This is a genomic window from Variovorax sp. GW821-FHT10D07 (assembly GCF_059415325.1).
Genome location: NZ_JBWKMZ010000020.1, coordinates 43354 through 57150 on the forward strand (window position 1 = coordinate 43354; position 13797 = coordinate 57150).

Sequence of the window (13797 nt, forward strand, 5' to 3'; positions counted from 1 at the left end):
CTGCGAGGTGAATTCTCTTTGGAATCCGACAAATTCTGATTGAAATCCAAGCCAAATCATTCCATTGATTTGAGCCGGGCTCGATTTGGAATTCTCGAGGGATGCTCAAACATCCAGGAATAAAAAAGGGGAGGGAATTCAATGAACCGGATATTCACGCGCCTGCTTGCCGCCTGCCTCGTGGCCGCGGGCTTGCAGATCGCCGCCGCGGCGCCACCGGTGTCGGATGCGGCGTCCGACGAATTGCTGCGCGCCGCGACCGACATCCTTCGCAAGGCCGACGCCGACCAGGTGAGCGAGCTCTGGGATTCGGGCTCGAGCGTGCTGAAGAGCCGCATGGGCAAGACCGCCTTCGTGCGGGCCACGCGAAAGGCGCGGCTGTCGATGGGGCCCGTCACGGATCGCGAGTGGTCGAGCGTGACGCGCCTCAAGTACCAGGCCGACAACGAGTCCGGTTTTCCCGCGGGCCTCTATGCCAATGTCGTGTTCTCCACCCAACTGGACAGCGGCAGGAAAGCCTCCGAAAGAATCAGCTTCGCGCGGGAGAACAACCGCTGGATCTTCACGGGCTATGCGATAGCGCGGGAGGCACCGGATACCTCCGCGACGCAGGACACGTCGGCGGCGCCCGCCAAGCCCGCAACCCAGCCCGCAACTCAGCCCGCAACTCAGCCCGCAACCCAGCCCGCAACTCAGCCGGCGGCGCCTGCGGTGCGTCAAGCCGGCGCCGCCGAGGTCGAGACCGCGGTGCGCGCCTGGGCCCAGGCCTGGTCGGCGCGGGACGTGGATCGCTACCTGGCGGCCTACGCGCCGGACTTCACGCCGGCTCGCGGCCAGAGCCGCTTCCGGTGGGAAGAAGAGCGCCGGGCCCGCATCACGAGCAAGTCGAGCATCGGCGTCACGCTCGACGATCTGGTGATCAGCGTCGATGGCGAGAACGCGAGCGTCCGGTTCCGGCAGAACTACCGTGCGGACACCTTGAGGGAGGTGAGCCGCAAGACGCTCGAGTTGCAGCGCTCGGGCGGCCAGTGGCTGATCCGCAGGGAAAGCAGCGGCGGCTGAGCTCGCCGCGAACGGCCATGGCCTCGATGTCGAACGACGAACTCTTCGCCCAGGCCGTGTTCGCCTCGACCCAGGCGGGCGAGAAGCTCATGCGCAGGGACGGGGCGCTGCCTCCGCTGGGTCTCGCGTTCCTGCGCGAGGGCGCCGATGTCCTGCTGGTCAATCCGCAGGAAGAAGACCGGGCGAAGAACCTCGATGGCGAGCGGCTCCAGGAGCGGGTGCACGAGCGTCTTCGCGCCATCGTCGGGCAGCGCGACGATGTGGTCGCCGTGTCGACCGTCCTGTACCAGCGGGGACGAGGGCGGATCTATGTCCAGGTCGAACTGCCCGAAGCGGTGATGCAGCCGCTGGTCTTTGCCGTGGCGCGGGTGAATGGCGTGTGGACCGTCTCGGACAGCTGGGAGTCGTTCCACCGCCTGATCGCGGCCCCCCTCTTCGCGCGCTGAGCTGAGTCGAGGGCGGGCGGTTCAGCGCGCCGCCTGCTGCTTGCCCCACACCACCGTGTTGTCCACCGCATAGGCCGCGCACACCACCTTGCGCTGCGTGCAGCCCTTGAGATGCTCGGTCAGCGCGGCCGAGCTGGTGGCGGTGCCGAAGCGGCTGTCGCTGGTAATCAGGAAGGCGCGCGGCCGCGCCTGCAGCAGGAACTGGCGGTAGGCGACGCGGATCTGCTGCGGATCGGCGCCGACCGCCGGCAGCGCGGACTCGTCGGCGATGTCGGCATGGCCCGAGGGCGTGGGCTCGCCGTTCGATTGCAGCACCACGCCCACGGTCTTGAGCAGTTCGCGCCAGGTCTCGCGCTCGGCCATCACGCGCTGCGGCAGTTCCATCACCCATTGCGCCGGATAGGCGAAGCCCAGGTTCGAGCCGCCGGGCGAGATGCGGTCGGTGACGCCGATCAGCCGGCCGTCGGTGTCGAAGAGGCCGCCGCCGCTCGAGCCCGAGGACACGGGCGCCGAGGTCTGGACGATCGGCAACTGCCCCGGCGCGCGCGGCCGCAGCGCCGAGATCAGGCCCTCGCTGAGCGTGCGCTCGAGGCCGTGCGGACTGCCGATGGCGAACACGCGCTGGCCCACGCGCAGGCTGTCGGCCGGCGCGATCTCGACGGCGTGCAATTGCAACGGTGTCTCGGTCATCAGCACGCAGAGGTCGCGCGTCGCATCGGGGTCGCGCAGGATGCTGCCGATCTTGATCGTGGTCTGCCCCTGCATCACGGTCACGGCCGCGGCACCGTCGACCACGTGGCAGGCGGTGGCCAGCGCGGTGGGCGTGACCGCCACGGCGCTGCCCACGGTCACCTGGTTGTCGCCGCGGTCGCCCTTGACGGTCCAGACCGCGGGCGAGGCGTGCTGGTAGAGCGCCTCGGGATCGAGCGCGGCCTGCGCGGGACGGTGGGCCACGGCGGCGGCCGTGAAGAACAGCGCGAACATCGCGCCGCGCCAGCCCCCGTGCATGCGGCGCGGCGGGGTCGGCGTGGTGGTCGGTGTCATGCGGCCAGTGTAGGAAGCGGCTTCGCCCGCGCCTGTAGGCGACCGCGCTGACAGGGCTGCGCTTTGCCGCGCGTCACGCTAGACTGCCGCGCCCCGTCGCCCTCGCTTCATTCCAACCTCGCCATGCTCACCGTCCACCATCTCAACAACTCGCGCTCGCAGCGCGTGCTCTGGCTGCTCGAAGAACTGGGCCTGCCCTACGAGATCGTCCACTACCAGCGCGATCCGAACACCATGTTGGCGCCCGCTTCGCTGCGCGCGGTGCATCCGCTGGGCAAGTCGCCGGTGGTGACCACCGACGATGGACTGGTGCTCGCGGAATCGGGCGCGATCATCGAGACCGTGATCGAGCGCTACGGCCAGGGCCGCCTCGCGCCCGCGCCGCTCACGCCCGAGGCGCTGCGCTACCGCTACTGGCTGCACTTCGCCGAGGGCACGGCGATGTCGCCGCTGCTGCTCAAGCTGGTGTTCGACCGCATCGAGAGCAGCAAGATGCCCTTCTTCGCCAAGCCGGTGGCCAAGGCCATCGCCGCCAAGGCCAAGTCGGCATTCATCCTGCCGAACATCGCGAGCCACCTCAACTACATGGAGGCCGAACTCGGCAAGAGCGAATGGTTCGCGGGCGATGCGTTCAGCGGCGCCGACATCCAGATGAGCTTCGTGGTCGAGGCCGCGCATGCGCGCGGCGGGCTCGATGCGAAACGCCCGAAGCTCATGGACTGGCTCGCGCGCATCCATGCACGCCCCGCCTACCAGCAGGCGCTCGAGCGCGGTGGCCCGTACGAACTGCTGAACTGAGTCCCTCGCTCAGGACGGAAAGATGTAGAGCAGCGCCACCGTCATCGTGACGTAGCGCAGGAACTTGCCGATCGCCATGTAGGCCAGGCAGGGCCAGAACGGCAGCCGCAGCCAGCCCGCGACCGCGCACAGCGGATCGCCGACCAGCGGCAGCCAGCTCAGCAGGCAGGCCTTCGGGCCGAGCCGCTCGAGCCAGCCGAGCACGCGCACGTGGTGCTTCGAGTGCGAGTACTTGTCGGCCACCTTGTGCGCGCCGTAGCCCATCCACCAGTCGACCGCGCCGCCGAGCGTGTTGCCCACGGTGGCGACCGCGATCGCGGGCCAGAACAGCTCGGGATTGAGCTTGAGCAGGCCGAACAGCACCGGCTCCGAGCCCACGGGCAGCAGCGTCGCCGAGATGAAGGCGGCGATGAACAGCGTGGAGAGGCCGTATTGCGGCAGCGCGAGAAGCGCGAGGAGTGCGTCGAGCCAGGCTTGCATAAGGTCGGCGCAGTATAGGCAGCGGGTTCGCGATGCCGAGTCGGAAAAGGCGCCGCCGCGCATGGGATTTCCACCCGTGTTTACACCCGTACCAGCGGCGCGAATCGGCGCAAATCGTTTCAGTCACTGAAATGGCAGGTGGCTACAATCGTGCCTCATTTTTCAGCAGCCGACGCGCACAGCCTTCCTCCGTCATGACCTTGCAGATCGGCAACCACACGCTGGAGAACCGCCTGTTCGTCGCGCCCATGGCCGGCGTGACGGACCGGCCCTTCCGCATGCTGTGCCGCGCGCTCGGCGCGGGCTACGCGGTCAGCGAGATGGTGACCTCGCGCAAGGACCTCTGGAATTCGCTCAAGACCTCGCGCCGTGCCAACCACGACGGCGAGCCGGGCCCCATCGCGGTGCAGATCGCGGGCACCGACGCGGCCATGATGGCCGAGGCCGCGGTCTACAACATCGAGCGCGGCGCGCAGATCATCGACATCAACATGGGTTGCCCGGCCAAGAAGGTCTGCAACAAGTGGGCCGGTTCGGCGCTGATGCGCGACGAGCCGCTGGCGCTCGAGATCGTGAGTGCGGTGGTCGATGCGGCGCAGCCGCATGGCGTGCCGGTCACGCTCAAGATGCGCACCGGCTGGAGCATGGAGCATCGCAACGCGGTCAAGCTCGCGCGCGATTTCGAATCGGCCGGCGTGCAGATGCTCACGGTGCACGGCCGCACGCGCGAGCAGGGTTACAAGGGCCAGGCCGAGTACGACACCATCGCCGCCGTGAAGGCCGCGGTGCGCGTGCCGGTGGTGGCCAACGGCGACGTGCGTTCGCCCGAGAAGGCGCGCGAGGTGCTCGCGGCCACCGGCGCCGACGCGGTGATGATCGGCCGCGCGGCCCAGGGCCGGCCGTGGATCTTCCGCGAGATCGCTCACTTCCTCGACACCGGCACGCACCGCGCGCCGCCGCTGGTGGCCGAAGTGCGCCGGCTGCTGCTCGACCACCTGGTGGAGCACTACGCGCTGTACGGCGACTACAGCGGCGTGCGCACCGCGCGCAAGCACATCGGCTGGTACGTGCGCGCGCTGCCCGGCGGCGAGGAATTCCGTTCGCGCATGAACGCCATCGAGGACTGCGAGGCGCAGCTGCGCGCGGTCGGCGAGTATTTCGACGGGCTCGCGGACCAGATGGACCGCATCCCGCAGCACCAGGCGGCCGAAGAGCTGTCCGGCGAAGAGGAGGCGGCCTGCGCCGCCGATTGAGAGAAGAGAAGAAAAGCATGAGCAAGAAACACATCGAGGACTGCGTGCGCACCAGTCTGGAGAGCTACTTCCGCGACCTGCGCGGCACCGAACCCGACGGCATGTACGAGATGCTCGTGCGCGTGGTCGAGAAACCCCTGCTCGATGTCGTGATGACGCGCGCCGAGGGCAACCAGTCGAAGGCCGCCCAGTGGCTGGGCCTGAACCGCAACACGCTGCGCAAGAAGCTGGTCGAACACAAACTTTTGAAATGAACGAGAACGCACGGCGTAACGACACCATGGCCAAGACCGCACTGATTTCCGTCTCCGACAAGACCGGCATCCTCGAATTCGCGCAGGCGCTGCATGCGCTGGGCATCAAGCTGCTGTCCACCGGCGGCACCGCCAAGCTGCTGGCCGATGCCGGCCTGCCGGTCACCGAGGTGGCCGACCACACCGGCTTTCCCGAGATGCTCGACGGCCGCGTGAAGACGCTGCATCCGAAGATCCACGGCGGCCTGCTCGCGCGGCGCGACCTGCCGGCGCACGTGGCGGCCATCGAGCAGCACGGCATCGACACCATCGACCTGCTGATCGTCAACCTCTATCCGTTCGAAGCCACCGTGGCCAAGCCCGGTTGCTCGCTCGAAGACGCGATCGAGAACATCGACATCGGCGGCCCGGCCATGGTGCGCAGCGCCGCCAAGAACTGGAAGGACGTGGGCGTGCTGACCGATGCCTCGCAGTACGCGACGGCACTGGCCGAACTCAAGGCCGACGGCAAGCTCAGCGACAAGACCAAGTTCGCGTTCTCGGTGGCCGCCTTCAACCGCATCGCCGACTACGACGGCGCGATCAGCGACTACCTCTCGGCGATCGACTTCGAGACCAGCCAGGGTCAATCGACGCCCACGCGCTCGCTGTTCCCGGCGCAGAGCAACGGCCGCTTCGTGAAGGTGCAGGACCTGCGCTACGGCGAGAACCCGCACCAGCAGGCCGCGTTCTACCGCGACCTGCATCCGGCGCCCGGTTCGCTGGTGTCGGCGAAGCAGCTGCAGGGCAAGGAGCTCAGCTACAACAACATCGCCGACGCCGATGCGGCGTGGGAATGCGTGAAGAGCTTCGACGTGCCGGCCTGCGTGATCGTCAAGCACGCCAACCCCTGCGGCGTGGCGGTCGGCAAGGACGCGGCCGAGGCTTATGCCAAGGCCTTCAAGACCGACCCGACCTCGGCCTTCGGCGGCATCATCGCCTTCAACCGCACCGTCGATGCCGCCACCGCGCAGGCCGTGGCCAAGCAGTTCGTCGAGGTGCTGATGGCCCCGGGCTACACGCACGAGGCGCTCGAGGTGTTCCAGGCCAGCAAGGCCAAGCTCAACGTGCGCGTGCTCGAGATCGCGCTGCCGCCGGGCGGTGCCACCGACTGGGACAACGGCCGCAACGCGACGGACGTGAAGCGCGTCGGCTCGGGCCTGCTGATCCAGACCGCCGACAACCACGAGCTCGCGCTGTCCGACCTCAAGGTCGTGAGCAAGAAGCAGCCCACGCCGCAGCAGCTGCAGGACCTGCTGTTCGCCTGGAAGGTCGCCAAGTACGTGAAGAGCAACGCGATCGTGTTCTGCGCCGACGGCATGACCATGGGCGTGGGCGCGGGCCAGATGAGCCGCCTCGACTCGGCGCGCATCGCGAGCATCAAGGCCGAGCATGCGGGCCTGTCGCTGCAGGGCACGGCGGTGGCCAGCGATGCCTTCTTCCCGTTCCGCGACGGCCTCGACGTGGTGGTCGACGCGGGCGCGGGTTGCGTGATCCAGCCGGGCGGCTCGATGCGCGACCAGGAAGTGATCGACGCGGCCGACGAGCGCGGCGTGGTGATGGTGTTGTCGGGCGTGCGCCACTTCCGGCACTGAGCCGGGCGCGGTTCGAAAAGCAAAGGCGGCCTCGGCCGCCTTTTTTCATGGGCCCCGACGGCCGCTCATTCGAAGCGGTACTTGAGCTGGAAGCTCAGCGCGCCATAAAGCCGGTTCTTGATCGTCGGCACGTAGGCGATGTTGAGGCCCCAGTTCTTGCCCTCGATCGCCGCGGTGGGGATCAGCGCCGGGAACCAGTTGCCGTTGCGGTAGTTGGGGTAGCCGTCGAAGCCGCCGACCACGGCGCCGAAGCGCACGCCGTGGAATTCGAAGGGCAGCACGTAGAGGCCGAGGTAGTGCGACTGGCGCCGGTCGCTGTTGTGGAACGTGCCGAGCGTGACGCGGTAGACGTCGTTGAGCGGGTACTCGAAACCCAGGCCGGGGTTCTTGTTCTCGAGGCCCTTGTCGCGGTCGAAGTGGGCCGAGTAGAAGCCGACGTTGATCCAGGTCTTCTGGATCTCGAAGGGCTGGTCGAAGGTCGGCAGCGTGAAGTCCACCGACTGCGCGAGCGCCGGACCACAGAGGAGGAGGGCGGCACTCAGGACCGGCAGCAGGCGCAGGGATTTCATGGCTGGATGTTCTGGAGATCTCGTGCGGCTCGAGTCTGGCCGCGATGGCTTCTACCCTGTGATCGTTGGCGCCGGCTTTGCCGGACGCGGGCGCAATATACACGCGGGCACGGTCCGAAGCGCGAGCGCACGCGACGATTTTTCTGGGCCTGCTGTCATCGCCGTGGCACACGGCCGTGCGCAAGCGAGGGGCCGCTGCTCAGGCCGGCCGCGCCAGGTACTTGCGAAACAGCTCGGCCAGCCGCAGCGCGGCCAGCGACAGCGGCTTGCCGCGCGGCGAGACGATGCCCAGCTCGAGCGGCGGCACCGGCATCGCGAGCGGCACGCGCTCCACCAGCGCGTCGTAGGGCGGCATCGTGAGCATGCCCGCAGGGCCCACCATCAGCGCGTCGCTGCGCGTCAACAGGCCCCAGCTCACGCCGAAGGAGGCAACCTCGATGCGGTGCTCGGGCAGCGGCAGTCCCTGCGCGGCGTACTGCTCGAGCAGGAAGCTGTGCTGGCTGCCGGGTGCCAGGTGCATCAGCCATTCGGCGCCCGCGATCTCCTCCCAGCGCGTGGCGTGGCGCAGCGGATGGCCGCGCCGGCACAGCACGGCCATCTCGATCATGTCGAGCCGCTCGAACGCGAAGTCGGCATCGAGGGCCGAGGCCACCGGGCCCGCCACCGCGAAGTCGACCGCGCCCTCGCGCAGCAGCGGCAGCACCTGCGGGATCAGGCCGTCGAACAGCTTGAGCTGCGCCTGCGGCATGGCCTTGCGGAAGGCGCGCACCACCTCGGGCAGCACGCCGAGGAACACCATCGGCGTAACCGCCACCGCCACGCGGCCGTGCTGGCTGCCCTGCAGGATGCGGATGTCCTGGCGCGCGAGCTCGAGCTGCTGGTGCGCGAGCCGCGCGCGCACCGTGAGCTGGCGCCCGGACTCGGTGAACTCGATGCCGCGCGAGCTGCGCAGCACCAGCTGCGCATCGACCTCGGCCTCGAGCTCGCGGATCGCCTTGGTCACCGCCGCCTGGCTCAGGTGCAGGCTGCGCGCGGCGGCGCGGATGCTGCCGGTGTCGGCCAGCCGCAGCCAGGCCTTGAGCTGGTGATCCTTCATGCGGGCATTCTGCCGCCCGGCCGTGCGCGGGAATCTACCGACAAACGCAGGTTGTCATCGCGACAAGCGATTGTCTTTTGCGGCGCGGGCCCCGTTCCTAGACTTCGGCCACCAGCCGGCTCGTGGTGAACGGCGGGATTCCCCAAGAGGAGATGCTTCGTGCCCGCCCTGTCATTCGCATGGACCCGCCGCGCCGCTGTGGCCGTCCTGGCCGCCCTGGCCGCCGCCGCGCTGGCCGCCTCGGCCCAGTACCCCGAGCGCCCGGTGAAATTCATCGTGCCCTATGCCGCCGGTTCCGGCGTCGACGTCGCGATGCGCCCGGTGGCCGACGCGATGGCGCGCGAACTGGGCCAGGCCATGATCGTCGACAACCGGCCCAGCGCGGGCGGCATCGTCGGCACGCAGGCCCTGGTGAGCTCGGCGAACGACGGCTACACGGTCGGCTACGGCAACCTCGTGACCCTGAGCATCAACCCGGCCTTCTTCTCGAAGCTGTCGTACGTGCCCGAGAAGGACCTGGTGCCGGTCGGCCTGATCTCGAGCAACGCCTACGTGCTGATCGTGCGCAAGGACCTGCCGGTGCGCAGCCTGCAGGAGCTGGTCGCCTACGGCCGCGAGCACCCGGGCAAGCTCTCGGTCGGCACGCCCGGCATCGGCAGCGCGGGCCACCTGACCGGCGAGCTGCTGAAGACCGAGACCGGGCTCACGATGGTGCAGGTGCCCTACAAGACCGGCACCCAGGCGGTCGCCGACATGGTCAACGGCCAGCTCGACGTGACCATCGAGAACATCTCGGCGGTGCTGCCCTTCGTGCAGCAGGGCCGGGTCAAGGCGATCGCCGTGACCAGCGCCAAGCGCGCCGCGGTGCTGCCCGAGGTGCCGACCGTGGCCGAGAGCGGCGTGCCGGGCTTCGAGGTGGTGGCCTGGGGCGCGCTGATGGCGCCCGCGGGCACCTCGCGCAAGACCGTCGACCGGCTCAACACCGCGCTGCGCGCCGCGCTGGCCGACCCGGCCGTGGTGCGCGCCAATGCCGCGCTGTCGATCGAGGCATTGCCCTCGAGCCCCGAGGAGCTCAGCGCGCTGATGAAGCGCGAGAAGCCGCGTTGGGCCGAGGCGGTGCGGCGCGCGGGCGTCAAGGGCGACTGATCCATCCATCTTTTTCGAGGAGACAAGCCATGCATCCCTGGCAACTGGAGGCCGCCGAACTCGCGCGGCGCATCGCGGCACGCGAGCTCTCGTGCGTGGAGGCGTTACGCAGCAGCCTGGAACGGCTCGAGGCCGTCAATCCGCGCCTCAATGCTGTCGTCGACGGCGGCGCCGAGGAAGCGCTGCAGGCCGCGCGGCAGGCCGACGCCGCGCTGGCCGGCGGCGAGGCGACCGGGCCGTTGCACGGCGTGCCGGTCACCATCAAGGTCAATGTCGACCAGCGCGGGCATGCCACCACCAACGGCGTGGCGGCCTACCGCCAGGTCGTGGCCGCCGAGGACAGCCCGGTGGTCGCGAACCTGCGGCGCGCGGGCGCGATCCTGATCGGCCGCACCAACACGCCCGCGTTCTCGATGCGCTGGTTCACCGACAACGCGGCCCATGGGCGCACCCTCAATCCGCACGACGCGGCGCTGACGCCCGGCGGTTCGAGCGGCGGCGCGGCGGCCGCGGTCGCGGTCGGCATCGGCGCCATCGCGCACGGCAACGACCAGGGCGGCTCGATCCGCTACCCGGCCTATGCCTGCGGTGTCTACGGCCTGCGCCCGAGCTTCGGCCGCGTGCCGGCCTTCAACCCGTCGGGCACCGGCGAGCGGCCGCCGGTGGTGCAGCTCAGCTCGGTCCAGGGGCCGCTGGCGCGCAGCGTGCGCGACCTGCGGCTGGCCTTCGCCGCGATGGCCGCGCGCGACGTGCGCGACCCGTGGTGGGTGCCCGCGCCGCTCGAGGGCGCGCCGCCGGCCGGCCCGCTGCGCGTGGCGCTGTGCACCGCGCTGCCCGGCTACGCCTGCGATCCGGAGGTGACCGATGCCCTGCAGCGCGCCGCGCGCCGGCTCGAAGGCGCGGGCTACCGCGTCGAGCCGGTGGAACCGCCGCGGCTGCGCGAGGCGGCCGAGCTGTGGCTCGCGCTGACCATGGCCGACAGCCGGCTGCTGGTGGAACCGGCGCTGCTGCGCGACGGCGACGAAACCATCCGCCAGGCCTACCGCGCGATGGACGCGCATGCGCCGTCGTTCGACACCGAGGCCTACATGCGCGCGCTGGCCGCGCGCACCGGGCTGATGCGCGACTGGGCGCTGTTCCTGCAGCGCCATCCGCTGCTGCTGATGCCGGTGTCGTGGCGCCACCCGTTCCCGGTCGATGCCGACCAGCGCGGCGCGGCCGCGATGCGCGACCTGCTCGATGCGCAGAGCCCGCTGCTGGCGACCGCGATCCTGGGCCTGCCTGGGCTGTCGGTGCCGATGGGGTTGCGCCAGGGCCTGCCCACGGGCGTGCAGCTCGTGAGCGATCGCTTCCGCGAGGACCTGTGCCTGGCGGCGGCCGAGGTGCTCGAGGCCGAGGCCGGGCCGGTGATGCCCATCGACCCGGCCTGAGCCTCCCGCTCAGCGCTTGCTGAAGATCTCGCGCGCCGCCTCGACGGTGGCCGCGATGTCCGCGTCGCTGTGCGCGGCGCTCACGAAGCCGGCTTCGTAGAGCGCGGGCGCGATGTACACGCCACGCTCGAGCAGGCCGTGGAACAGCGCGTTGAACTGCGCGTTGTCGGTGGTCATCACCTTGGCGTAGTTCTGCGGCAGCTCGTTCATCAGGAAGAAGCCGAACATGCCGCCCTCGCTGTCGGCGCTGAAGGGCTGGCCCTCGGCGGCGGCCGCGGCCTTCAGACCGTCGACCAGCGCGCGGGTCTTGCGGCCCAGCGCCTCGTAGAAGCCCGGCTTGGCGATCTCCTTGAGCGTGGCCAGGCCGCAGGCCGTGGCCACCGGGTTGCCCGAGAGCGTGCCGGCCTGGTAGACCGGGCCCAGCGGCGCGAGCTGTTCCATGATGGCGCGCGGCCCGCCGAAGGCCGCCAGCGGCATGCCGCCGCCGATGACCTTGCCGAGCACCGTGAGGTCGGGCCGGATGCCCAGCACGCCCTGCGCGCCGTGCAGGCCGACGCGAAAGCCCGTCATCACCTCGTCGAAGATCAGCAGGGCGCCGTGCTGCGTGCACAGCGCGCGGCAACGCTGCGCGAACTCGGGCGTGGCGCGCACGAAGTTCATGTTGCCGGCGATGGCCTCGATCATCAGGCAGGCGATGTCGTTGCCGTGCAGCGCGAAGGCCTCCTCGAGCTGCTGCAGGTTGTTGTACTCGAGCACCAGCGTGTGCTGCACCACCTCGCTCGGCACGCCGGCCGAGGTCGGGTTGCCGAAGGTGGCGAGGCCCGAGCCGGCCTTGACCAGCAGCGCGTCGGCATGGCCGTGGTAGCAGCCCTCGAACTTGACGATGGTCTTGCGACCGGTGGCGCCGCGCGCCAGCCGCAGTGCGCTCATCGCGGCCTCGGTGCCCGAGCTCACGAGGCGCACCATCTCCATCGACGGCACCAGCGCCAGGATGGCCTCGGCCAGCTCGATCTCGCGCTCGGTCGGTGCGCCGTACGAGAAGCCCTCGAGCACGGCCTTCTGCACCGCCTCGACCACCGCCGGATGGCCGTGGCCCAGGATCATGGGGCCCCAGGAGCCGATGTAGTCGATGTAGCGCTTGTCGTTGGCGTCCCAGAAGTAGGCGCCCTGGGCGCGCTGGATGAAGCGGGGCGTGCCGCCGACGGCCTTGAAGGCGCGCACGGGCGAGTTCACGCCGCCGGGAATCACGGCGCGGGCGCGCTCGAAGAGGATGTCGTTGCGATCGGAATTGGGCATCTGGAACGGGGGAAGTGGAATCAGTGGCGGGTGTCGTGGGGCGGCAGGGCGAAGTCGGGCACGTCGTCGCCGGGCTCGCCGTCGTCCTCCTCGGGCTCGGGTTCGGCCCAGAACAGGCGGTCGGGCAGCACGTGGCCCATGCCGGGGCGGAAGCCCGCGTCGAGGCAGCGGTCCATGTAGGCCAGCGCCTCGGTGGTGGCGGCCACCAGGTCGGTGCCGCTGGCCAGCAGCGCGGCCAGCGCGGCCGACAGCGTGTCGCCGGCGCCCGAGAACACGGCCTCGAGGCGCTCGTACTTCTCGCTGGTCAGCACCGACTGCGGCGAGGCCAGCACGTTGTCGATGAACTGGTCGGGCAGCACCAGGCCGGTGACCAGGGTGTAGGGCACGCCGAACTCGCCGGCCGCCATCGCGATGTCGCGCGCGCCGGGCGGGCGCTCGCCGCTCCAGTCGGGCAGCAGCCAGCGCCACAGCGTGCTGTGGTTGCCGACCAGCACCGTGGTCTGGGGCAGCACCAGGTCGCGGAAGGCGTCGAGGTAGGCGTCGATCTCGTTCTCGTCCCACCACGAGAGGTTGGGCATGTACGCCACCACCGGCACCTCGGGGTAGTCGGCGGCGGTCTCGGCGATGGTGCTCAGCGCCTCGGGCGTGCCCGCGAAGCCGACCTTGATCAGCTGCACCTCGACGTCCTCGAGGATGGCGCGGGTCTGCTCGGCGATGGCCTCCTCGTCGAACGCGAAGTGGTCGAAGATCTCGGCCGTGTCGCGCGCGTAGGCGCCGGTCACCACCGGCAGCATGTGGGCGCCCACCGATCCCATGGCCAGCCCGTCGCCGGCCAGGCCGCCGGCGCCGCTCGGGTCGCTGGCATTGAACACCAGGACGCAAGGGGGATTCAGGTCCTGATCCGCCAATGGATCGTCGTCGGGCAGCGGATCGTTAAGATCGCCCGGTTTGTCAACGCTGTCTGCTGGATGTAAGTGGAAGGTCATACGCCGGGCGGAATCCGCTGGATGGTGGCATGGGCGCGACGTTTACACGGCGCCAGTGAGATACGCATAGATACACTCGTTGCATTTAATGAACAAGGACTTTAAGCTCCGATGAATACGAAAACTTGGATGTGCCTGATTTGTGGGTGGATCTATGACGAAGCTGTAGGTGTACCGGAGGACGGGATTGCGGCAGGCACGGCCTGGGCCGACGTCCCGATGAACTGGACCTGTCCCGAGTGCGGTGCGCGCAAGGAAGACTTCGAAATGGTTGAAATCTGAAAAGCATGGCATAGAGCTACG

At 69.4% G+C, this 13797-nt stretch carries 15 protein-coding genes; 9 read left to right on the forward strand and 6 right to left on the reverse strand.

What is annotated here, in order from left to right; translation table 11 throughout:
• Nucleotides 1-141: 141 nt before the first annotated feature.
• Together AC07PU_RS37450 and AC07PU_RS37455 are read left to right on the forward strand one after the other, a co-directional pair.
• Nucleotides 142-1062 (forward strand): DUF4019 domain-containing protein, encoded by a 921-nt coding sequence (locus tag AC07PU_RS37450; RefSeq protein ID WP_495323055.1) that lies wholly within the window; start codon nt 142-144, stop codon nt 1060-1062.
• A gap of 26 nt (nt 1063-1088) precedes the next feature.
• Nucleotides 1089-1508 (forward strand): hypothetical protein, encoded by a 420-nt coding sequence (locus tag AC07PU_RS37455; RefSeq protein ID WP_093347937.1) that lies wholly within the window; start codon nt 1089-1091, stop codon nt 1506-1508.
• 21 nt (nt 1509-1529) lie between these two features.
• Here the strand turns inward: AC07PU_RS37455 and AC07PU_RS37460 are convergent, their stop codons facing one another.
• On the reverse strand, nt 1530-2552 hold the full coding sequence (locus tag AC07PU_RS37460; protein ID WP_495323056.1) for a trypsin-like peptidase domain-containing protein: 1023 nt from the start codon (nt 2550-2552) through the stop codon (nt 1530-1532).
• Nucleotides 2553-2675: 123 nt separating this feature from the next.
• Here AC07PU_RS37460 and AC07PU_RS37465 point away from each other — a divergent pair, with 123 nt between their 5' ends.
• The gene (locus tag AC07PU_RS37465; protein WP_093347934.1) at nt 2676-3350 is read left to right on the forward strand and encodes a glutathione S-transferase family protein; all 675 of its coding nucleotides are present in this window, start codon (nt 2676-2678) and stop codon (nt 3348-3350) included.
• Nucleotides 3351-3359: 9 nt separating this feature from the next.
• Here AC07PU_RS37465 and AC07PU_RS37470 read toward each other — a convergent pair whose 3' ends face one another.
• Nucleotides 3360-3830 (reverse strand): YqaA family protein, encoded by a 471-nt coding sequence (locus AC07PU_RS37470; RefSeq protein ID WP_093347931.1) that lies wholly within the window; start codon nt 3828-3830, stop codon nt 3360-3362.
• 194 nt (nt 3831-4024) lie between these two features.
• On the opposite strand from AC07PU_RS37470, the gene dusB reads away from it, so the two are divergent.
• Genes dusB through purH form a run of 3 tightly spaced genes read left to right on the forward strand, consistent with a single transcriptional unit; the run spans nt 4025 to nt 6971 of the window.
• Entirely contained in the window at nt 4025-5083 is a 1059-nt protein-coding gene (gene dusB, locus AC07PU_RS37475) for a tRNA dihydrouridine synthase DusB (RefSeq protein ID WP_093347929.1), read from the forward strand.
• 17 nt (nt 5084-5100) lie between these two features.
• Nucleotides 5101-5337, forward strand: a complete 237-nt coding sequence (locus tag AC07PU_RS37480) for a Fis family transcriptional regulator (RefSeq protein ID WP_057590811.1) — start codon at nt 5101-5103, stop codon at nt 5335-5337.
• Between the two features lie 26 nt (nt 5338-5363).
• Complete coding sequence (purH, locus tag AC07PU_RS37485) at nt 5364-6971, forward strand: bifunctional phosphoribosylaminoimidazolecarboxamide formyltransferase/IMP cyclohydrolase (RefSeq protein ID WP_296782911.1); 1608 nt, start codon at nt 5364-5366, stop codon at nt 6969-6971.
• Between the two features lie 65 nt (nt 6972-7036).
• On the opposite strand, the gene AC07PU_RS37490 is transcribed toward purH, so the two are convergent.
• Both AC07PU_RS37490 and AC07PU_RS37495 read right to left on the reverse strand, forming a co-directional pair.
• Nucleotides 7037-7540, reverse strand: coding sequence for a hypothetical protein (locus tag AC07PU_RS37490; RefSeq protein ID WP_208513914.1), 504 nt, complete (start codon nt 7538-7540; stop codon nt 7037-7039).
• A 199-nt stretch (nt 7541-7739) separates the two neighbouring features.
• Nucleotides 7740-8636: a LysR substrate-binding domain-containing protein gene (locus tag AC07PU_RS37495; protein WP_093347924.1), complete on the reverse strand. Its 897-nt coding sequence runs from the start codon at nt 8634-8636 to the stop codon at nt 7740-7742.
• Nucleotides 8637-8795: 159 nt separating this feature from the next.
• On the opposite strand from AC07PU_RS37495, the gene AC07PU_RS37500 reads away from it, so the two are divergent.
• Together AC07PU_RS37500 and AC07PU_RS37505 are read left to right on the forward strand one after the other, a co-directional pair.
• Nucleotides 8796-9782, forward strand: a complete 987-nt coding sequence (locus AC07PU_RS37500; protein WP_490879780.1) for a Bug family tripartite tricarboxylate transporter substrate binding protein — start codon at nt 8796-8798, stop codon at nt 9780-9782.
• Between the two features lie 29 nt (nt 9783-9811).
• Nucleotides 9812-11212 (forward strand): amidase family protein, encoded by a 1401-nt coding sequence (locus AC07PU_RS37505; protein WP_495323057.1) that lies wholly within the window; start codon nt 9812-9814, stop codon nt 11210-11212.
• Between the two features lie 9 nt (nt 11213-11221).
• Here the strand turns inward: AC07PU_RS37505 and hemL are convergent, their stop codons facing one another.
• Together hemL and thiD are read right to left on the reverse strand one after the other, a co-directional pair.
• Nucleotides 11222-12508, reverse strand: coding sequence for a glutamate-1-semialdehyde 2,1-aminomutase (gene hemL / locus AC07PU_RS37510; RefSeq protein ID WP_495323058.1), 1287 nt, complete (start codon nt 12506-12508; stop codon nt 11222-11224).
• Between the two features lie 20 nt (nt 12509-12528).
• Complete coding sequence (gene thiD / locus AC07PU_RS37515; protein WP_495323060.1) at nt 12529-13494, reverse strand: bifunctional hydroxymethylpyrimidine kinase/phosphomethylpyrimidine kinase; 966 nt, start codon at nt 13492-13494, stop codon at nt 12529-12531.
• A gap of 111 nt (nt 13495-13605) precedes the next feature.
• On the opposite strand from thiD, the gene AC07PU_RS37520 reads away from it, so the two are divergent.
• The gene (locus AC07PU_RS37520) at nt 13606-13776 is read left to right on the forward strand and encodes a rubredoxin (RefSeq protein WP_007838397.1); all 171 of its coding nucleotides are present in this window, start codon (nt 13606-13608) and stop codon (nt 13774-13776) included.
• Nucleotides 13777-13797 lie beyond the last annotated feature (21 nt).

What these genes read in the sequence shown, in the direction of transcription:
- AC07PU_RS37450 (WP_495323055.1), top strand. Translation starts at nt 142, where the DNA reads ATGAACCGGATATTCACGCGCCTGCTTGCCGCCTGCCTCGTGGCCGCG.
- AC07PU_RS37455 (WP_093347937.1), top strand. Translation starts at nt 1,089, where the DNA reads ATGTCGAACGACGAACTCTTCGCCCAGGCCGTGTTCGCCTCGACCCAG.
- AC07PU_RS37460 (WP_495323056.1), bottom strand. Translation starts at nt 2,552, where the DNA reads ATGACACCGACCACCACGCCGACCCCGCCGCGCCGCATGCACGGGGGC.
- AC07PU_RS37465 (WP_093347934.1), top strand. Translation starts at nt 2,676, where the DNA reads ATGCTCACCGTCCACCATCTCAACAACTCGCGCTCGCAGCGCGTGCTC.
- AC07PU_RS37470 (WP_093347931.1), bottom strand. Translation starts at nt 3,830, where the DNA reads ATGCAAGCCTGGCTCGACGCACTCCTCGCGCTTCTCGCGCTGCCGCAA.
- dusB (WP_093347929.1), top strand. Translation starts at nt 4,025, where the DNA reads ATGACCTTGCAGATCGGCAACCACACGCTGGAGAACCGCCTGTTCGTC.
- AC07PU_RS37480 (WP_057590811.1), top strand. Translation starts at nt 5,101, where the DNA reads ATGAGCAAGAAACACATCGAGGACTGCGTGCGCACCAGTCTGGAGAGC.
- purH (WP_296782911.1), top strand. Translation starts at nt 5,364, where the DNA reads ATGGCCAAGACCGCACTGATTTCCGTCTCCGACAAGACCGGCATCCTC.
- AC07PU_RS37490 (WP_208513914.1), bottom strand. Translation starts at nt 7,540, where the DNA reads ATGAAATCCCTGCGCCTGCTGCCGGTCCTGAGTGCCGCCCTCCTCCTC.
- AC07PU_RS37495 (WP_093347924.1), bottom strand. Translation starts at nt 8,636, where the DNA reads ATGAAGGATCACCAGCTCAAGGCCTGGCTGCGGCTGGCCGACACCGGC.
- AC07PU_RS37505 (WP_495323057.1), top strand. Translation starts at nt 9,812, where the DNA reads ATGCATCCCTGGCAACTGGAGGCCGCCGAACTCGCGCGGCGCATCGCG.
- hemL (WP_495323058.1), bottom strand. Translation starts at nt 12,508, where the DNA reads ATGCCCAATTCCGATCGCAACGACATCCTCTTCGAGCGCGCCCGCGCC.
- thiD (WP_495323060.1), bottom strand. Translation starts at nt 13,494, where the DNA reads ATGACCTTCCACTTACATCCAGCAGACAGCGTTGACAAACCGGGCGAT.
- AC07PU_RS37520 (WP_007838397.1), top strand. Translation starts at nt 13,606, where the DNA reads ATGAATACGAAAACTTGGATGTGCCTGATTTGTGGGTGGATCTATGAC.